This window comes from Okeania sp. SIO1H4, from assembly GCF_010672695.1.
Classification (GTDB): Bacteria; Cyanobacteriota; Cyanobacteriia; order Cyanobacteriales; family Microcoleaceae; genus Okeania; species Okeania hirsuta.
On record NZ_JAAHGB010000043.1, the window covers coordinates 1 to 17287 of the forward strand.

Annotated in this window: 16 protein-coding genes, 1 rRNA gene and 2 pseudogenes; 14 read left to right on the forward strand and 5 right to left on the reverse strand. The window is 35.2% G+C overall.

What is annotated here, in order from left to right; all coding sequences use genetic code 11:
* Nucleotides 1-139: 139 nt before the first annotated feature.
* Together rrf and F6K06_RS22605 are read left to right on the forward strand one after the other, a co-directional pair.
* Nucleotides 140-257 (forward strand): 5S ribosomal RNA (rrf, locus tag F6K06_RS22600).
* Nucleotides 258-508: 251 nt separating this feature from the next.
* Entirely contained in the window at nucleotides 509-670 is a 162-nt protein-coding gene (locus tag F6K06_RS22605; RefSeq protein WP_161564677.1) for a tail fiber domain-containing protein, read from the forward strand.
* A 318-nt stretch (nucleotides 671-988) separates the two neighbouring features.
* Here F6K06_RS22605 and F6K06_RS22610 read toward each other — a convergent pair.
* Both F6K06_RS22610 and F6K06_RS22615 read right to left on the reverse strand, forming a co-directional pair.
* Nucleotides 989-1459 (reverse strand): annotated as a pseudogene (locus F6K06_RS22610) (RtcB family protein); the annotation flags it as partial.
* Between the two features lie 248 nt (nucleotides 1460-1707).
* Nucleotides 1708-2880: an FAD-binding oxidoreductase gene (locus F6K06_RS22615; protein WP_124146917.1), complete on the reverse strand. Its 1173-nt coding sequence runs from the start codon at nucleotides 2878-2880 to the stop codon at nucleotides 1708-1710.
* A gap of 145 nt (nucleotides 2881-3025) precedes the next feature.
* Between F6K06_RS22615 and F6K06_RS22620 the strand changes: the two genes are divergently transcribed.
* The gene (locus tag F6K06_RS22620; RefSeq protein ID WP_124146916.1) at nucleotides 3026-3622 is read left to right on the forward strand and encodes a hypothetical protein; all 597 of its coding nucleotides are present in this window, start codon (nucleotides 3026-3028) and stop codon (nucleotides 3620-3622) included.
* Nucleotides 3623-3983: 361 nt separating this feature from the next.
* Complete coding sequence (locus F6K06_RS22625) at nucleotides 3984-4595, forward strand: hypothetical protein (RefSeq protein WP_124146915.1); 612 nt, start codon at nucleotides 3984-3986, stop codon at nucleotides 4593-4595.
* A gap of 239 nt (nucleotides 4596-4834) precedes the next feature.
* On the opposite strand, the gene F6K06_RS22630 is transcribed toward F6K06_RS22625, so the two are convergent.
* A complete protein-coding gene (locus F6K06_RS22630; RefSeq protein WP_287239892.1) occupies nucleotides 4835-8095 on the reverse strand; it encodes a CHAT domain-containing protein in 3261 nt (1086 codons plus the stop codon).
* A 427-nt stretch (nucleotides 8096-8522) separates the two neighbouring features.
* Here F6K06_RS22630 and F6K06_RS22635 point away from each other — a divergent pair.
* From F6K06_RS22635 to F6K06_RS22685, 10 genes and pseudogenes are all read left to right on the forward strand, one after another.
* Nucleotides 8523-8705: pseudogene (locus F6K06_RS22635) on the forward strand (transposase); the annotation flags it as partial.
* Between the two features lie 110 nt (nucleotides 8706-8815).
* Complete coding sequence (locus F6K06_RS22640; protein ID WP_240039145.1) at nucleotides 8816-9301, forward strand: hypothetical protein; 486 nt, start codon at nucleotides 8816-8818, stop codon at nucleotides 9299-9301.
* A gap of 62 nt (nucleotides 9302-9363) precedes the next feature.
* Nucleotides 9364-9849, forward strand: a complete 486-nt coding sequence (locus F6K06_RS22645) for an RNA-guided endonuclease TnpB family protein (protein WP_287239890.1) — start codon at nucleotides 9364-9366, stop codon at nucleotides 9847-9849.
* A gap of 129 nt (nucleotides 9850-9978) precedes the next feature.
* Entirely contained in the window at nucleotides 9979-11265 is a 1287-nt protein-coding gene (locus F6K06_RS22655) for a glycosyltransferase (protein WP_192901189.1), read from the forward strand.
* Between the two features lie 11 nt (nucleotides 11266-11276).
* Nucleotides 11277-11675: a bifunctional 2-polyprenyl-6-hydroxyphenol methylase/3-demethylubiquinol 3-O-methyltransferase UbiG gene (locus tag F6K06_RS22660; protein WP_124146912.1), complete on the forward strand. Its 399-nt coding sequence runs from the start codon at nucleotides 11277-11279 to the stop codon at nucleotides 11673-11675.
* Nucleotides 11672-12895, forward strand: coding sequence for a hypothetical protein (locus F6K06_RS22665; protein WP_124146911.1), 1224 nt, complete (start codon nucleotides 11672-11674; stop codon nucleotides 12893-12895). The genes F6K06_RS22660 and F6K06_RS22665 overlap by 4 nt, the downstream gene beginning before the upstream one ends.
* Before the next feature lie 38 nt (nucleotides 12896-12933).
* Nucleotides 12934-13062 carry a hypothetical protein gene (locus tag F6K06_RS22670; RefSeq protein WP_275670439.1) on the forward strand — a complete coding sequence of 43 codons (129 nt, stop codon included), beginning with the start codon at nucleotides 12934-12936 and terminating at the stop codon, nucleotides 13060-13062.
* 98 nt (nucleotides 13063-13160) lie between these two features.
* Complete coding sequence (locus tag F6K06_RS22675; RefSeq protein WP_287239887.1) at nucleotides 13161-14072, forward strand: transposase; 912 nt, start codon at nucleotides 13161-13163, stop codon at nucleotides 14070-14072.
* 44 nt (nucleotides 14073-14116) lie between these two features.
* Nucleotides 14117-14365 (forward strand): hypothetical protein, encoded by a 249-nt coding sequence (locus F6K06_RS22680; RefSeq protein WP_240039144.1) that lies wholly within the window; start codon nucleotides 14117-14119, stop codon nucleotides 14363-14365.
* A 73-nt stretch (nucleotides 14366-14438) separates the two neighbouring features.
* The gene (locus tag F6K06_RS22685) at nucleotides 14439-15350 is read left to right on the forward strand and encodes an NAD-dependent epimerase/dehydratase family protein (RefSeq protein WP_124146910.1); all 912 of its coding nucleotides are present in this window, start codon (nucleotides 14439-14441) and stop codon (nucleotides 15348-15350) included.
* Nucleotides 15351-15642: 292 nt separating this feature from the next.
* Here the strand turns inward: F6K06_RS22685 and F6K06_RS22690 are convergent, their stop codons facing one another.
* Together F6K06_RS22690 and F6K06_RS22695 are read right to left on the reverse strand one after the other, a co-directional pair.
* Nucleotides 15643-16065, reverse strand: a complete 423-nt coding sequence (locus F6K06_RS22690; RefSeq protein WP_124146909.1) for a pre-16S rRNA-processing nuclease YqgF — start codon at nucleotides 16063-16065, stop codon at nucleotides 15643-15645.
* 573 nt (nucleotides 16066-16638) lie between these two features.
* Complete coding sequence (locus F6K06_RS22695; protein WP_124146908.1) at nucleotides 16639-17271, reverse strand: DUF3084 domain-containing protein; 633 nt, start codon at nucleotides 17269-17271, stop codon at nucleotides 16639-16641.
* Between the last annotated feature and the right edge of the window lie 16 nt (nucleotides 17272-17287).

Below are 17287 nucleotides of genomic sequence, written 5' to 3' on the forward strand. Positions count from 1 at the left end.
AAGACTACCCGTTGATAGGTGTTCGGTGGAAATGCAGTAATGTATGCAGCCTAGACACACTAACAGACCGAGGACTTGACCTCATTTCTCTTTTCACTTCTGACTATGCAGCCTTCTTTGTTTCTTTGATTCCTGTATTCCTGGTGTCTATGAGGCTATAGACCCACTCCGACTCCATCTCGAACTCGGTAGTGAAATGTAGTGCTGGCGAAGATACTTTGGGGGTAGCCCCATGTGAAAATAGCTCGATGCCAGGGTAATATTTAGCGAAGCATCTTTCTGATATATGGGAAAGATGCTTTGTTGTTTTTGGCAGTAGTGGATTGCCATCTTTTTTTGTATATATTAGATTTGTATATATTAGAATATTTAATTTATTGATATCTTCTTGCTAATCAGTCCAATTTTTTTGAGGAGGATAGAATGAGTAACTTTGTTGCTATGTTAGTATGGAGGTTATAAATTTACAAACCTAAGAGCTGTTTTTTGGCCAAATGGAAACCTGAGGTTGAAAGGTAGTGTTTCTCAGAGTTCATCGAAAGAATTAAAAGAAAATATCGCCAGTCTGTCCAGTCAAGAGGCAGTTGATATATTAGCAGACCTCAACCCAGTCAAATATAATTACATTGCTGATCATAGTAAAACTCTGAATGCTGGTTTTATTGCTTAAGAGGTTCCAGAGTTAATAACTACTGACGAATACAAGGCAGTTAAGACTATGGATGTTATCGCAGTTTTAACTAAGGTTGTTAAACAACAGCAAGAAGAACTCGAAACCTTGCAAGAGGAAATTCAATTGCTCAGACAAACAAAATAACAACAGCGATCCAGTACAAAGAAACTAAAGATACTTTGGGGGTTCCCCCATTTAAAAATAGCTCGATGCCAAGATTATTATTGATTAAAGCCTGTTTCCGAAATTTGAGAAACAGGCTTTTTGGGTTTTTTCCAAATAAGCAAAGTAGACAAGCAAACAAATATAGAAAAATTAGCCTTTGACACAAACAACTTGTTTAAGAGTTGCTACAACTTCTACTAAATCATTTTGCTGATTCATCACTTCCTCAATAGACTTATAAGCACTAGGAATTTCATCAATAACGCCTCCATCTTTCCAGCATTCTACTCCTTCAGTTTGCTTCACTAAATCATCAACAGAAAAACGTTTTTTAGCTTGAGTGCGAGACATCATTCGGCCAGCACCATGACTACAGCTACAATAACTTTCATGGTTTCCTTTTCCTTTGACAATGAAGGATTTTGCTCCCATTGAACCGGGTATAATTCCATAATCTTCTTCCTGTGCTCGCACAGCACCTTTACGAGTTACATAAACTTCTTCCCCAAAATGTATTTCTTTTTCCGCATAATTATGATGACAGTTCACATCTAATAGTGGTTTTGTTGGTTTACCACCTGCTAAATGCTTTTCAACAATTCGCTTAAAACGAGCCATCATTGTAACATAAAAAGATTACGGAATGTAGGTAAGGATATAACTATGAAGAGGACTAATTAGACATAGGAGTGGAAATTACACTTATGGATCATTTTTTGTGTTTTTTTTCAGAAATTTTCTTCCCTGTTGCCAGATGAGCTGTTGCCTCTCTTGGTGCGCATTCCCTTGCGTCTGACGCCGACGCGGGGTCGCACCGCTGTTGCCTACTTCTGCAAAAAGTCTATTATTTTTCACCAGATGTCTATTAGTTAGATAAAGCGATGAGGAGATAATTGCTTGATAATTTCATCATTTTCTCCGACTACATAATTAGCGAATCTTTTAGCTAGGGGAGGTACAAATACAAAGGGACTACTGAACCCAGAAAAAATATGTATCCCTTCTAGATGAGGAATAGCTCCTATGAGGGGTAAGTCGTCAGCACTGTATGCTACTAAGCAGTGATGCCAGGTTGCAGGTAAATTTTCTAATGCAGGTAAAACTTTTCCGATCTCTGCTCGCATAGCAACTTCACTTTGAGTAGGATCGATTTTAGTGTAGGGGTCCGTGAGTACGCGGGAAATTTGACCTATTCTGATGCTACCGTTTTTAAATTGAATTGCACCAGCATCTAAGCTAAATGGCACAAATTCGTGACCAGGTTCATCCCACATTTGCTCAAACTCAACTGTACTTGTAGCAGCTTCACATTGAAAACGTTTTTGTACTGCTGTTAAAACGCTAGTATTTAGTTGCAATTCCACAGGAGGAATTTCTAACATCTCGGCATGGGTGAAGTAAACACGGGTGGGGATGCCTGCTGATTTTAGGAAATGACGAGAAATTCCACCAGCACAAATTACTACATTGGCAGCGTGATAAGTTTGAGTAGTTGTGTGGACTCCAGTTATACGATCGCCTGTTTTTACTAACCCCGTTACCTCTGCAATTTCAGTTTGACCTCCTATTTTGGTAAATGCTTGACAGTAGGCTAAAGTTGTTGCTTCTGGGGAAACATGACCGCTAGGAACAGTTAAAGCTCCTGCGATCGCCTCTTGATTTAGTAAGGGTTCCATTTCACAGGCTTCTTGGACACTAATTAGGCGAGGTACAATATTACACTGAGAGAAATTAGTAGCTATTTTTTTTGGGTCATATTCGGTGGCGATGGTTAGCAATAAATCTAACTCTTGAAATTGTGTATCTGCTTCTAATTCTTCAGATAGATAATGATGACGTTCTTTTGCTTCCTGAAAAAGTTGATTAGTCAAATCTGTAGTACCAGACCAGTAGGATAAAATAGCATAACTATAACGGGTTGCACCTTTTAAAGTAGGGTATTTTTCCAACAGGAGTACGGTAAAACCTTTTTTTGCCAATTCATAACTGAGAGCTGCTCCTGTTATTCCGCCACCAACTACAATCCAATCGTAACTTTTCATAAACAATTTACTCTAACATTTTCCTGATATCATAATAGGTATTTAACTAATTAGATTATTTAGGCAAATAATTATGCAGTTTTTGAATCAGTTATTCAGCATAAATACCAGACTAAACAAGCAAATTTGTGGGCTGATAATTATATTGCTATCAAGTATAACTTTACCTAGTCTTAGCCTAGCACAGTTGCCTCGTTTTGATTCTCAACCTTTAAAACAACCTTCACCAGAAAAACCGTCTTCGACTGTATCACCATCAAATACTGTTCAAACTCAGCCTAGTCAACTCCCAAAACAACCTTCACCAGAGAAACCGTCTTCTACTGTATCACCATCAAATACTGTTCAAACTCAGCCTAGTCAACCCCCAAAACAATTAATTGTTAATGACTCTACAGCTCCTTTACCTGGAACAAGACAATTGCCTATTGGCATTATTCAACCTGTAAATGGTTTGGTCAATATCAAACTTGCAAATAATACTGCTGCTACAATTTCTTATGAGATAATTGGAGATACTACACAACGCCAGTTGTCAGGAAAATCTGAAGTTATTTTAAGGAAATTAAAAGTTCCTGTCAATATTACTTTTTATCGGGATAAGGGAGGTTTTTTATTGATAAAACCTCAGTTTATTGTTGAAAATAGTCTTTTGCTGTTAAATATGACTGAGACTAATAATTTTAATTTGGATAAATCTAGTTTATTAATTGAAGAAACTGGAAGTGTATTTTTAAATTAGAGGACGTTTATATTTTAGCTTTTTTTCAATTATTTTGTTTCTTGAATAAGTTTAATAATAAATTTCCTCAATAATTTTTTCTAAAAAATAAGCATAAAATCACTAAATATTGATTAGTATCCTGTATTCCTATTTACAATCTTAAACTTCCAGATTAAGTCAATCATAGTGAATTATTGATGATAATTATCAATTATTTTGTCAAGATGAATTAAATTTTTATCAATCAATAAAATTGCCAAAATCATTTGATTTTTTGTATATAATTATAGACAATACCATAAGTGGTAGATAAATAGCTTTAGGCTTTCAAGCGTAATTTATGCTTTAATTTCGTCCCTTATCTAGGTATTTAGTTAATATGTATAGCAATGATAGAGAAGATAAAGTTCAGATCAATCTGAAATTAACTCGTGGTAAATGGCAACGCTTCCAAGTAAAATGTAAGGATAATGATGCTACAGCTTTTGAAGTTTTAAATTTGTTTATCGATCTTTATTTAGGAGAAGAAATAGATAGCAATCAAAGTATTTTATCACTTAGTTTAGAAACCAAAATTAATGTAGCAATAGGAAAGTATATTGGAAACAAATTGGATAGTTATATAGACAAATACATAGAAAAAAAATTGATTCAAGAAGTTAAAGAAATAGATGATAATGAAGCTCTAGTAACTCCTACAAAAAATAATAGATTACAAAGTATAGAAAAAGAAAACCTTGTATTTAGGGATAAATATGAATATGAACAATCATCAATGACAACAGTTATCGAACAAAAAGAAATGACAAAAAGCTTGTTGAATGATGATGTTGAAGAATTAAAAACTGCGCGGGAACTAGGGAAAGTTTTAGGTTGTTCTCCTGCGTATATAACTACTCTTAATAGATTAGGCGATCTGGAACAAAGAGGGTGGAAAGATTCTGGAAAAAGACAAGGTAAGGCTATTCTTTATCAACGGATAACAACCTAATTATTTTCTTGAGCAGGGGAGTAGGAGAGTAGTAAAAATAAGAATAATTAACAATAACTGGCGTGCTAATTATCAAAAAATTTATTCAGCCTGTGTTAATTACTTAATAGTTGAAGTATCACTTAAGCATAGCATTCTTTTTTCAAATTGGTATAAGACATGAAGTGGCGTGTCGAAGACTATCCATAAGCAATTTTTCCTTCTGCCTTCTGCCTTCTGCCTTCTACCTTCTGCCTTCTTCAAGAAATACCTTGGGAAATAAAACCTGCCCAGTAGTAAGGATGAGTAAATGGAAGACTCTGTTGACAAAACCATGATAAGAGTTCCTTTTTTTGTTGTATTTTTTCTGAATTTTCTTGTTTCATGTATTGTTCTAGATATCCTTCTAGCTGTTTTCTATAACTACTAAGCTGAGTTCCTGTTAAATAACGAAGTTGATTTTGTGCTTTTTTCAATGCTTCCGAACAGCTATATTTTTGGCGATGTTGATAGTAGAAAATACAAAATAATGCTGTGGCTAAATCTTCTACTAACCATAATGAGCTAATTATATGACGGGCGCCTGCACTAATAAAAGCACTAGCAAATGTGAGAATATCGTCAGAAATTTTAGTTTGATTGAGATTAATTTCGCAACTGGAAAGAAATACATCAAATAATTCTGGTAAACGCCAAGCAAAAACTTTACTAAGAACTATATCTCCATCAAATAATTTTAGTTTTGATGATAAGGGATTGACAAGATTTACTTGAGAAATGTGACTAGAATGCAGCACTTGTACTTGTTGAATAAAATTGTGGTAATTATTAATTTTTGCCTGACTATATTGCAGACGTTTTTGGGGAGAAATTAAGTACATATTTGCTAGAGTTTCACATTCATATCTTGTATAAAACTTATTTGTTATAGGAGTTTCCACAATTCCTATTTTGCGGGGATTATTAATGAGCGTTCGCTCTGAGCAATAATTGAGAATTTGACAACTAGGTAAAATTCTTAAACGGAAATAATCACACAAATACTTTGTTTCTTTTTCTCTAGTAACTGGTAAAGCAACGTAAGGTATTTGATGTAGATATAAATGGGGAATAATAATTAATTCTTTTATCTCATTCAGTTGTTTTATCAGTTGATTGAATTCTAATTTTTCTGATAATTCTGAAAGAAAAGCCTCCATTTGATTCTGCCATTCGCTACTATTTTCTGCATGGAGTTTCAACCAATTATCATGTATCCAAGTTTGTAATTTATCAATTCCCTCTCCTTGACAAATATGAACAGTAAGTTGCTGCTGATTCAGAAGGAATATATAGGTATTATTTCTAGTTGAATAAAAATCTATAATGGCAGTTTGTTTATCCTTTACTAACTGCTGAATCTCTGAAAAACTCAGATATGTCACTTGTAACTGTTCCGCTAGTACGCGATCGCTATTCCAAATTTTTTGCCAAATTTTTTGCTGTTTTTCTTTCAATAAAGCAATCTTTTCTTGATTCTCTGATTTAATTTCTTTGATGCTAAATCTACTTCCCACTGTAATTGGTTTATTAATTCTAGTAGTATCAAAATTGAGCTGATTAATTTGTTGTTGTAGATCATAATATTCTTCTACTTCTGCTGGTTTTTCCTCATTTTTATAAATATCGTTTATCATCATTAACTCTACTAAACGACGAGAACGAGAAGCTTCTACATATTCTAATGCTTGTTCATATTCCTCAATCTTGACATAACATTCGACTATGTTCCCATACATATAAATTGATTCAGCTAACATCTCTTTGTAAGATATTTCGGTATTTGCCAAACTTTGAGTTGTTTCTAGCAACTTAATTGCTATTTGATAACTTTCAATAGCAAGTTGCCAATTTTCATTTTGAAATCCTAAATCGCCTAATTTACGATAAATTTGTAGACATTCAAGTGGAAAACTTTCTACAGTAAAAATATTTAATGCTTGTTGATATGCTGTAATTGCTAGTTCAATATTTTGATAAAAATCAGCAATATTTTCTATATTTTCTATGACTTTATTTTCTCTAACTTTATAACTATAAGCATCACCAAGATTTTTTTGAATAATTCCCCACCATAAAGCAAATTTTTCTGGATTAATAACTTGCAGCACTTGTTGATAAACTACAATTGATAGTTCAATATTTTCGATTATTTCTGCTGTATCTCGGTGGAGGTAAGCAGTGCCCAGATTTATGGAAATTATTACCCAATCTAATAGAGAATCAATAGGAGTAATTTCTGTTAATGCTTGTTGATAAGCTGTAATAGCTAATTCAATATTTTTGCTTTTTTGTCCTATAAATCTATTTAAGTAAGCAATGCCCAGATTTTTTTGAATATTTGCCCACTGGTAAGGTTTATTTTCCCTATTAATAATTTTTAATGCTTGCTGATAAGCTGTAATTGCTTGCTCAATATTTTTCTCTACATTTTCTGTCATTCTATTTAGATAGGCATTACCAAGATTGCTTTGAGTTACTGCCCAGTCTAAAGAATTTTTTTCCCGATCAATCATTTGTAATGCTTTTTGGTAAGCATTTATTGCTAATTCAATATTATCGCCGACTTTTCCTGTAATTCTTGTTAAGTAGGTATTAGCTAAATTATTTTGAATAGTTGCCCATTGTTGGGGAAAATTTTCTTGGGTAATAATTTCCAATGCTCTTTCATAAGCGATTATTGATTGTTCAATATTTTTGGCTTTATCTCCTTCAATTCTATGACTATAAGCATTACCTAAGTTACTTTGAATTCTTGCCCAGTCTTGGGGGATATCTTCTCGATCTATTAATTTTAATGCTGATTGATAAATTTCTATTACCTGCTCAATATTTACAGATTTATCTCCATAAATTCTGTTGAGGTAAGCAGTGCCAAGATTGTTGATAATGCTTACCCAGTTATGAGTTTTAGAAGCATTATTGTATAAAGTTAATGCTGTTTTATATCCCGTAATTGCTATTTCTAAGTTATCTGCTTTATCCCCAAGAGTAAACTCTTGTATCTGGTTACTGAAGTTAACTATATCTGCAGCAATACTATGAGCTTCTTCTGGTTTAATTTCTACTAAGGTTGAAGTTGCCCAAGTTTGTAAGGTTTCTACTAAACCTTGGTCTAATTTGTTGAGGTTTTCTTGCAAAATAGGGTGAATAATTTGAGGATTGTTTTTGCTTTCGTGGGTTGCTTGTAATACCTGGGTTAAGAATTCTAAATATTCTAAAGGGGTTGCTGTTGCTGAGGTGTTTTCTGTAATTGAAATGTCTAATTTTTCTGATAGTTCTACTGCAAAGGTGAGTAATAGTTCTTGAGCTTCCTCGTTCCCTTTTTCTGCTGATGTCTGTGCCATCATTATTATTGTTTGGAGTAATCCTTTATCTAGTAATTTTTGGTTAGTTGCTAGGATTTTATCTTTTCTTTCTGTGGGGCTATTTAATAGTTGTTGAATTAGATTTATATAGGCTTGGATGCGGTTTTGATTCATCTTTATATATACTTTTTGTCTACCTACTAATACTTAGGTAGTACAGTTAAGTGACTCTAAAATCCGTAGAATCTATTGTTATGCTTAAAACTTTTGGTTTGGGTTGACCTAGTGGGTGTATTAATATTGAATCAAAAGTCAAGTATATAGGCATAATTACCAACTTAGAATAAGTATATCATTATTTTCTGATTTTTCAGCAGATTACGATTTTTGTCAATTTTTTTTTTAAATTAAAAATCAAAAACTCATAATAATTATATCTGTTTGAAAAATTATGTATGAGTATGAGAGGATAATTTTTCCGATCTTAATATCAAGTCTGGGGAAATAAGTAGGAAGATTGTTCAATTAACTCAAATCCACTGTTGATCTTTTTAGTCATCAATCGATCTTGTCATATAAACTCGCTATTGTTAACAGAACTGAAAAAGGGTTTAAAGTTTTACCTAGACGTTGGGTAGTGGAAAGAACTTTTGCTTGGTTAGGCCGTAATCGTAGACTTTCTAAAGATTATGAAGAATATTCTCGCAACAGCGAAGCCTTTATTCATATTTCAATGATTAGTTTAATGCTCAAACGTTTAGCGATCGCTACTAATACTTCATAATTATTTACAAACAGCCTCTTAGAGATCCGAAAAATCCCCTATAATAAAAAAAAACGCTGCTAGCTAAACACACTGGCGTAGCTCGTCACGCTTGGAATTGGGGATTATGGTTGACTAGGAACATCCTTAATCACAATTTCAATAATCCTGAAAGTAAACTTAAATTTCCCACATCTATCGACCTGCATAAACTTTTAGTAGCAATGGTTAAACCTAAAAACTATTGGTACTACGAGGTTTCTAAAACAGCGCCTCAATATGCTTTGAGGTATTTGTCCGTTGCTTGGAAACGCTGCTTTAGCAAAGTTTCTGGTCAACCTAAATTCAAGAAAAAAGGTAGGGATGATAGTTTTACTCTAGATGGCTCAATATCGGTAGGCTTTAATCACATAAAATTACCAAGAATTGGATGGATAAAAACTTTTGAAATCTTGCCAGATCATGTTACTCCTAAATCTGTAACTATAACTAAAAAAGCCGATCGTTGGTTCATTAGCTTCAAGATAGAAACAGAACCTCAAGTCACTGAGAAATCAGTTGATGTAGTTGGTGTAGATTTGGGTGTGAAATCACGCTTCTTCACTCTCAACTGGTGAAGTATTTCCAGGAGCTAAATCCTATAGAAAGTTAGAAGCTAAACTTTCGCTTGTTGCAATACTTGAATCGAAATAAAGTCAAGTTTTCTAATAACTGGAAAAAAGCACAGCTAAAAATAGCGAGACTACACACAAAGGTAGCTGACATCAGAAAAGATACATTGCATAAACTAACTACTTATTTGGCGAAAAACCACAGCCAGATAGTAATAGAAGACCTTAATGTATCAGGTATGATGGCTAATCACAAGCTAGCTAAGGCTGTTGGTGATATGGGTTTTTATGAGTTTCGTAGACAGCTAGAGTACAAGTGTGAGTTATATGGTTCATCCTTAACCATTGTGGATAGATGGTTTCCTAGTTCTAAAACCTGCAGTAGGTGTGGAACTGTTAAAGAGTCTCTGTCTTTATCGGAGCCTGTATTCAACTGTGAACACTGCAATTTTAGCTGTGATCGAGACTTAAATGCAGCGTTAAATTTAGCTATGGCGGTCAGTTTGCTCCGCAACGCTAACGCGAACGACCGTGACAGCTTGTGGACTGGATAACGCCGACGTTGCCAGATTGAAGCAAGAATAGAACAGATTATTTATAGAAAATCATAGATTTATATAGATAATCATAGGTTTCTAAGAACGGATGTTTAACTGGGCAAAGTCACTCGGGAACTAAATTGCATGGCTTTCTATCTTAACTTAATGAAATGTACCATCACCGGAGAGCCTTATCAAATCTACGGCTATAAAGGCAAGCAGGTACGCGACAACATCCACAGCTATGACAATGTCGCTAATCTAATAGCAATCGAACTTTCACTTTTATTTAGTTTTTTTGTCTATCGGATTTGGGTTTGGCCGGGGGGCAGTTGGACATTTAGAGAAGTTTTCTGGCGACAACTTCCCCTCTACCATGTTTCTGCAGGAACTGCTGTGGTGGCTCGTATATTCTTGGTCTTTCCTCTCTTAGATTGGTGGGGGGTTAATTACGCAATTAATACCTTAGTTGGGGTATTAATCAATGCTACTCTTAACTATGTAATTAGCGATAACTTAGTCTTTAAAACTCCGGTTAAACATTCTCATGCTCAGCGACAAGCAGATTTTTCCTCAGAAATCTATTACCCAGAGGGATTGGCTCCGGCACTGGCCCATAGCTGTTCTTTACCAAAACCACCACGAGCGGAAACATCCAAAAGGATTAAGGTTTTCTCCATTGTGATTCCGGCTCACAACGAAGAAGGTTGCATTGTAACCACCGTTCAATCTATCAGCCAACTTCTAGAAGCAGAAAAGATTGCTTACGAAATTTTGGTGGTCAATGACAACAGTCGCGATCGCACGGAAGCCTTGTTAAGGCAGCTAAGTGCTCAAAACAGCAAGGTGCGCTACATTAATAACTATTACCCTAACGGCTTTGGCTTTGCCATTCGCTGCGGTTTAGAGAATTTTCTAGGAGACGGGGTAGCCATCGTGATGGCAGATAGTTCGGATGCGCCAGAAAATATTGTAGATTACTATTACAAGCTGCAAGAAGGCTACGATTGCGTGTTCGGTTTTAGGTTTATCAGGGGAGGTAAAGTTATTGACTACCCCACCCACAAGTTAATGGTGAACCGCCTCGCCAATTTATTCATTTCAGTTCTCTTTGGCTTAAAGTTCAATGATACTACCAATGCCTTTAAAGCTTACCGGCGAGAAGTAATTGAAGGAATTTCTCCCCTGCTGTCTCACCACTTTAACTTAACGGTAGAAATGCCCCTTAAGGCGATCGCACGGCAATATTCCTACACAACCATGCCCATTACTTGGCGCAACCGCACTACGGGATTATCCAAGTTAAAGCTGAAAGAGATGGGAAGCCGATACTTGTTTATTGTGCTTTATATCTGGCTAGAAAAACATCTCTCCAGAGGAGACTATGTGTGCAAGCAACCTCAAATAGCAATCCAGAATAAAATTCGCTAACTAGAAGAATTATGATTGCAGATAACAGAGCGCTCAGACAAGAAGAATACCTAAAAAAGCTTTACTCTAATCGTTTTAACTATCAACAGAGAAAAGCCAAAGTCGCCTTGTGGAAAGTATTAATCAAGGAATTTCTGCAAAAGCATCTGGGCAAAGAAGCAGACGTTTTAGATATCGGGGGAGGATATGGTGAGTTTATCAATCATATTCAAGCAAGAGAAAAATACTTAATCGATCTCAATCCTGACTCTAAAACATTCGCCAATCCTGATGTCCATGTTCTCAATCTCAATATTTTAGACTTAAACAAGCAAGAAAAAATTAATAAACGCTTTGATAGGATATTTGTTTCCAACTTCTTTGAGCATTTAGGCAATAAAGAGGAGCTAATTGAAGTCTTGCTATCATGATTACGTTTGGTATTGCCCAAATCTCGCGTTACACCGCAGTTTATTTATTGCCCATCTATTTTATTTTAACCATTGGCTTTTACAGCCCAACCATTTTGAATCTAATCCGAACGAAAAAATTCAAGATTATTCTGTCAGGCATCAAACAGTTTTGTACTTATACAATCTTGCTTTTATTTACGACAATCCTAATCATTAATATTGGTTTTTCCTTTGAAAAAACTTTTACAAAGCTAGGGGATTATCAGTTTGCAAGTAGAGCTTTCACTTCATTACAAGCTAGTTCACCATTGTTGAGAGCTTTACCTGTTCCAGTTCCCTATGCTTACCTCTCGGGACTAGATATGGGTAAATACAAACAAGAAACAGCTTTTGGCAATGGTCCTACTTATCTAATGGGTAGATTAGGCTTAGAGAATGGTGAAATGAAGGGCTTTAAGGAATACTTTATCATTGCTTTCCTTTACAAAGTGCCTATTGCCACTCAACTACTTCTATTTATGGCTGTTGTCAGCCTGCTTCGATATAGACATCGAATGAATTTTTGGCAAAATGAAGCTTTCTTAATCATCCCCTCTCTATTTTTTTTCATTGCTTTCAGTTTTACCACTGCTCAGATTGGTATTCGATACATCCTGATGATTTTCCCATTTCTCTTCGTTTTCTCTAGCCGATTAGCAGTAGCCTGGACAGCATTAAGAAATCGATATCGGATTTTTGTAACTAGTCTTGTCGCTTATTTATTAATTTCTAATATTTCTTATTTTCCTCATTACCTATCATACTTTAATGAATTGCTGCTAGACCGAAAAATGGCCTACACAATCCTTGCCGACTCTAACTTAGACTGGGGTCAAAATTGGATTTATTTAGAACAGTATCTTGAAAGAAATCCTGATGCAAAATATATGAGATGTCGTAGGAAAAAGCTAAAACAAGAAGTTAATCCTCAAAAGTTTCAAGTCGATTTAGTTGTGCGTGGAGCCAATCAAGAAGAAGTTAATCCTCAAAAGTTTCAAGCCGATTTAGTTGTGGTTGGAGCCAATCAACTATTAGGTATTACGACCAATCCAAAAAATTTTCAATGGCTAAGAGAGAATAAAAAACCTGTGGATCACGTTGCCTACAGTCACTTAGTATTCAAAATTGAGCCTCAAGACTTAGAGGACATTGGTGATAAGTTAAACAAAGAGAGTTTTTGTTACGATCGAAATTGGTGATAAGTTAAACAAAGAGAGTTTTTGTTACGATTAACCTAATGAGTAAAAGAGTTTTAATTACCGGAGGAGCAGGTTTTGTGGGCATATCACTTGGTCTGGGACTTGCTCAACGCTATCCAGAGTGGCAAATTACGGCTCTAGATAACTTGAAGCGTCGGGGTGATTAACTGTTAAACTTAAACCGTAGAAAATAGTTGTAAAATTTACACTCATTGTTGTAATATTAAATAGGTAACAATAAATTATCAAAAAAGCGAATAAGTGAATGCGACTTGTTGATAGACATATTATTAACCGAACACATAACTTTTGGCGAGTTTGTGATGAATTAGCCTTTAAGTCGAAAAACTTGTATGATTTGGCTAATTATTATTGTCGTCAGCATTTTTTCCAGTCCTCAAAAAGCCTGGATTTAACTAAACTGTACCACGCCACCAAAGATAGCGATGCTTATAGAGCATTACCAACTAAAGTATCAAAACAAATAATCAAATGCTTGGTGGCCACTTGGCGTAGTTATTTTCAGGCAATGGGAGAATGGTCAAAACATCCAGGGAAGTTTTTGGGTAAGCCCAAAATACCCAAATATAAGGACAAAACCCAAGGTAGAAATGTAGTTATATATTCAAAGGAATCAGTCTATAGAGCAAGTTTAAAAAATGGTATTTGTCACTTATCCATGAGTGATATCAAAATACCTGTAGTTGTGGATACTGTAATCGAAGTTAGGATAGTACCTGCTACTAGCTGCTATATAATTGAAGTAGTGTATGAAAAAACTCTTCAGCCACAAATAAACTCAAGATATGTAGCCGGAATAGACTTAGGAATTGACCGATTAGTTGCTCTATCTACAAATAAGCCTGGTGTCAAACCACTGCTGATTAACGGGAAGCCACTAAAAAGTGTCAATCAATTATATAACAAGCGTAAAGCTAAGTACCAAAGTCATCTCAAAGGCAACAGAAAAACCAGTCGTAAGATTGAAGCATTGAGTTATCATCGAAATCGTTTTGTGGAGAATTATCTGCATAACACCAGTTTCTTAGTGGTTGAGTATTTAACCACAAATAATATTGGTACTGTAGTCATAGGAAAAAATGATAACTGGAAACAAGGTGCAAATATAGGCAAAAAAACAATCAAAACTTTACCCAAATACCACACTCTAAGCTAATTCAACAGATAACTTATAAATGTGAACTTGCTGGTATCAAAGTTATGGAGACAGAAGAAAGTTACACCAGTAAAACTTCTGCACTTGATTTAGAATTGCCCAGGTGCCATGAGAATTATGTGGGAAAACGAGTCAAACGCGGTTTGTTTAGAAGTGGAACAGGTAAAGTGATTAATGCTGATATCAACGGCAGTCTTCAAATAATTAGAAAGAAATTCCCAGAGGCATTTACTGCCGAGGGAATAGTGAGCTGTGCCGTACAGCCTGTATTGGTTAATCCAATATTAAGATAAAAGCTGTCACGATTTTCTACAGTTTTTTTCGTACGGTTCAGAATTAAATTGATCTCGGCTAAAGCAAGCAGGAATTGAGTTTGTGCATGGTGATGTGCGAAATGCCGAATATCTGGAACCAACGGCACTACAACCCGATTTAATTTTAGAGTGTTCGGCGGAGCCATCAGTTTTGGCAGGATATGCTTCTCCAGGCTATGTGCTGCAAACGAATCTAGTAGGAACGATTAACTGCTTGGAATTAGCTCGGCAAACTGAGGCAGATTTTATTTTTCTATCTACCAGTCGGGTTGATCCCATTGCTTATCTGAAGGCTCTAAAGTTTACCGAAACAGAAACCCGCTTTCAACTGATGGAACAACAGCCTTTACAGGGGGCATCCAGTCAGGGAATTTCCGAAGAATTTCCTTTAGATAAAGCGCGCTCTCTCTACGGCTCAACCAAGCTGGCATCAGAATTACTAATCGCTGAATATGCCAATGCCTACTCCATGAGGACCTTAATTAATCGCTGTGGAGTGCTAACTGGTCCCTGGCAGATGGGCAAGGTCGATCAGGGAGTATTTGCTCTATGGATGGCCTGTCACTATTTCCTGAAACCATTGAAATATATCGGCTATGGCGGTACAGGCAAACAGGTTAGAGACTTCTTGCATCTGGCCGATTTACTAGACTTAATTGACTTACAAATTCACAGTTTGGAGGAGTTGAAAGGACAGACTTTTAACGTGGGTGGGGGAGCCATTAACACCCTTTCACTGCATGAAACTACCGAGCTTTGTCAGGAAATTACCGGGCATCAGATTTCCATTACTCCCGTTCCCGAAACTCGCCCTGGAGATGTTCCTATTTTTGTTACAGACTCCCGCAAAGTTATGGCCGCTACTGGATGGCAACCCCAAAGAGATGCCAAAACGACTCTCAGTGAAATTTATGAATGGATTGAGCAATTTAAGGAACAACTCAGCGATGTTTTTATAGGATGAGCGGGGGCATTTGAACAGAAACCTACGCTTATATTGAAAAGCTTACCAAGCAATAGTTTCAAGCTGTGTAAAATCTAGAATTTTCCTAGATAATTTGAAGTATGACATAAATTCTCTAACGAGTTTAGGTTGTTTCAAACGCTGAAAAATCAAAACCGTAGGTTTTTTCAAATTGGTATCAGTTAATCTTTCAAATCAAGAAAAAATGAATTTATTGATTTTCAGACAGCGAAAAATAAATTTCCTAAAGTTTGAAATAACGTTATTTCGTCAATACACAAAATGGCAAAGTTTAGAATGAAATAGCCCTGCTATAGAGTGAGTCATTTTTTAAGTATCTTTCTATCAAAATTATCGCGACAATATCATCTACTGGTTTAGGTGGAATTCTCATTCCTAAAGGAATTAGACGAAAAATACCTTGAGGAGGATACATTTGCCAATAGCGATCGCGAGCTTCTAAACTAGAATAACGTTCATCTATTTTGATTATTGGTACTGTTTTTGAAATGATTTTTGTGAGGCTTTGTTTCCAAATTTTTGAGGTGGTTTGGTCGCCAATCACTATTAAATCAATGTCAAACTTTTGATATAAGTTTTTAATTGTTTTGACAACTTCTAGAGATTCTATAACTTGGTGGTAGTGTAGTTTTTTTTCTCTATCCATAAGTGCAATACCACACTTTTGGCTACCTGGGTCAAATCCTAAAATCATGTTTGGATATCTTTATTTGCTGACTAGATTAATCTTTTTTATTTAAATTTTACTTGTTGTTGTAGCTTTTCTCAGTTGCAGAAATTAAGCAATTAATAATTAACAATTAATAATTACTTATCCTGAAAATTATCGGATTGGCGAACAGTTTTTTTATACTTAATGTGATTACCGAATAATTAAGATTTAAACCCTCTCCTTTTAAGGAGAAACAAGAAAAAATTTTCCTTTGATTAAATCCTCTTCCTTTTAGGTAGAGGTAATTATCAATTATCAATTATTGAACACAACCCCTTTATAGTAGTTAACTAAATTCCATATTATATAAAAAATTTTATCTACTAAAATAAGGGTGGTGGTAACCGGATTTAATATTATTTTTTCTATAAAAAAAATGCTTTAAACCTTAATTATTCATAATGTAATTTTTTTTAGGGAGTACATAAAAGGCAAGGTATAGCAGTCGAAGGAAAGGTTAGGACAGTTCAAAAGTTTAAAACTCAGACAAAGTAATACTTTTCCTTCTTCCTTCTTCCTTCTTCCTTCTTCCTTCTGCTATAAAATGCTATATTTTTAATCTTTTAATATTTTTTGACGCTCTATTTGCATTTGTTCAATTTCTTGTCTCAGGATTTCTTTTTGTTGTACTATACTATTCAGTTGGTTTTGAGTTAAATTAAGTTCGGCTTCAGTTCTAGCTTTTGCTTTTTGAACTTGCCTAAGTTCTTCTTGAGTACGGATTTTTACTGCTTGAACTTGATTTAATTGCTCTTTGGTTATTTTGAGTTGGGATTCTGTTTCTGCTTTTTGGACTAAAGCTTTATCCAAAGACTGATTAACTTGATTCAATTGAGTTAGAGCTAATTCTAAATCAGCTCTTGCTTTTTGTAATTCATTTTTGATTCGGGTGGTTTCAAATTCAGCTTTTGTCACTTCCTTGCGAGTTTCATTAAGTTTGGTTTGGATTTCATCTATTCTGAAAACACCTTTTCTTAATGGTTTGCTAGTTGCAAATAGGATAGCTAAAGTTAAAGCTGAAAGAATACTGCCAGTGACCATGGTGACCAATGCGGCAGTATCGCGGGGCCTAAGATTAAAAAGTCGTAGTCTTGCTTTACCTACTTTTGTACCTAGGCGATCGCTAATAGTAGCGATTACACCGCCTAGCACCAGAATTGCTAATACTAAGATAATACCGGCGGTCATTAATGGCTGCTGGTAG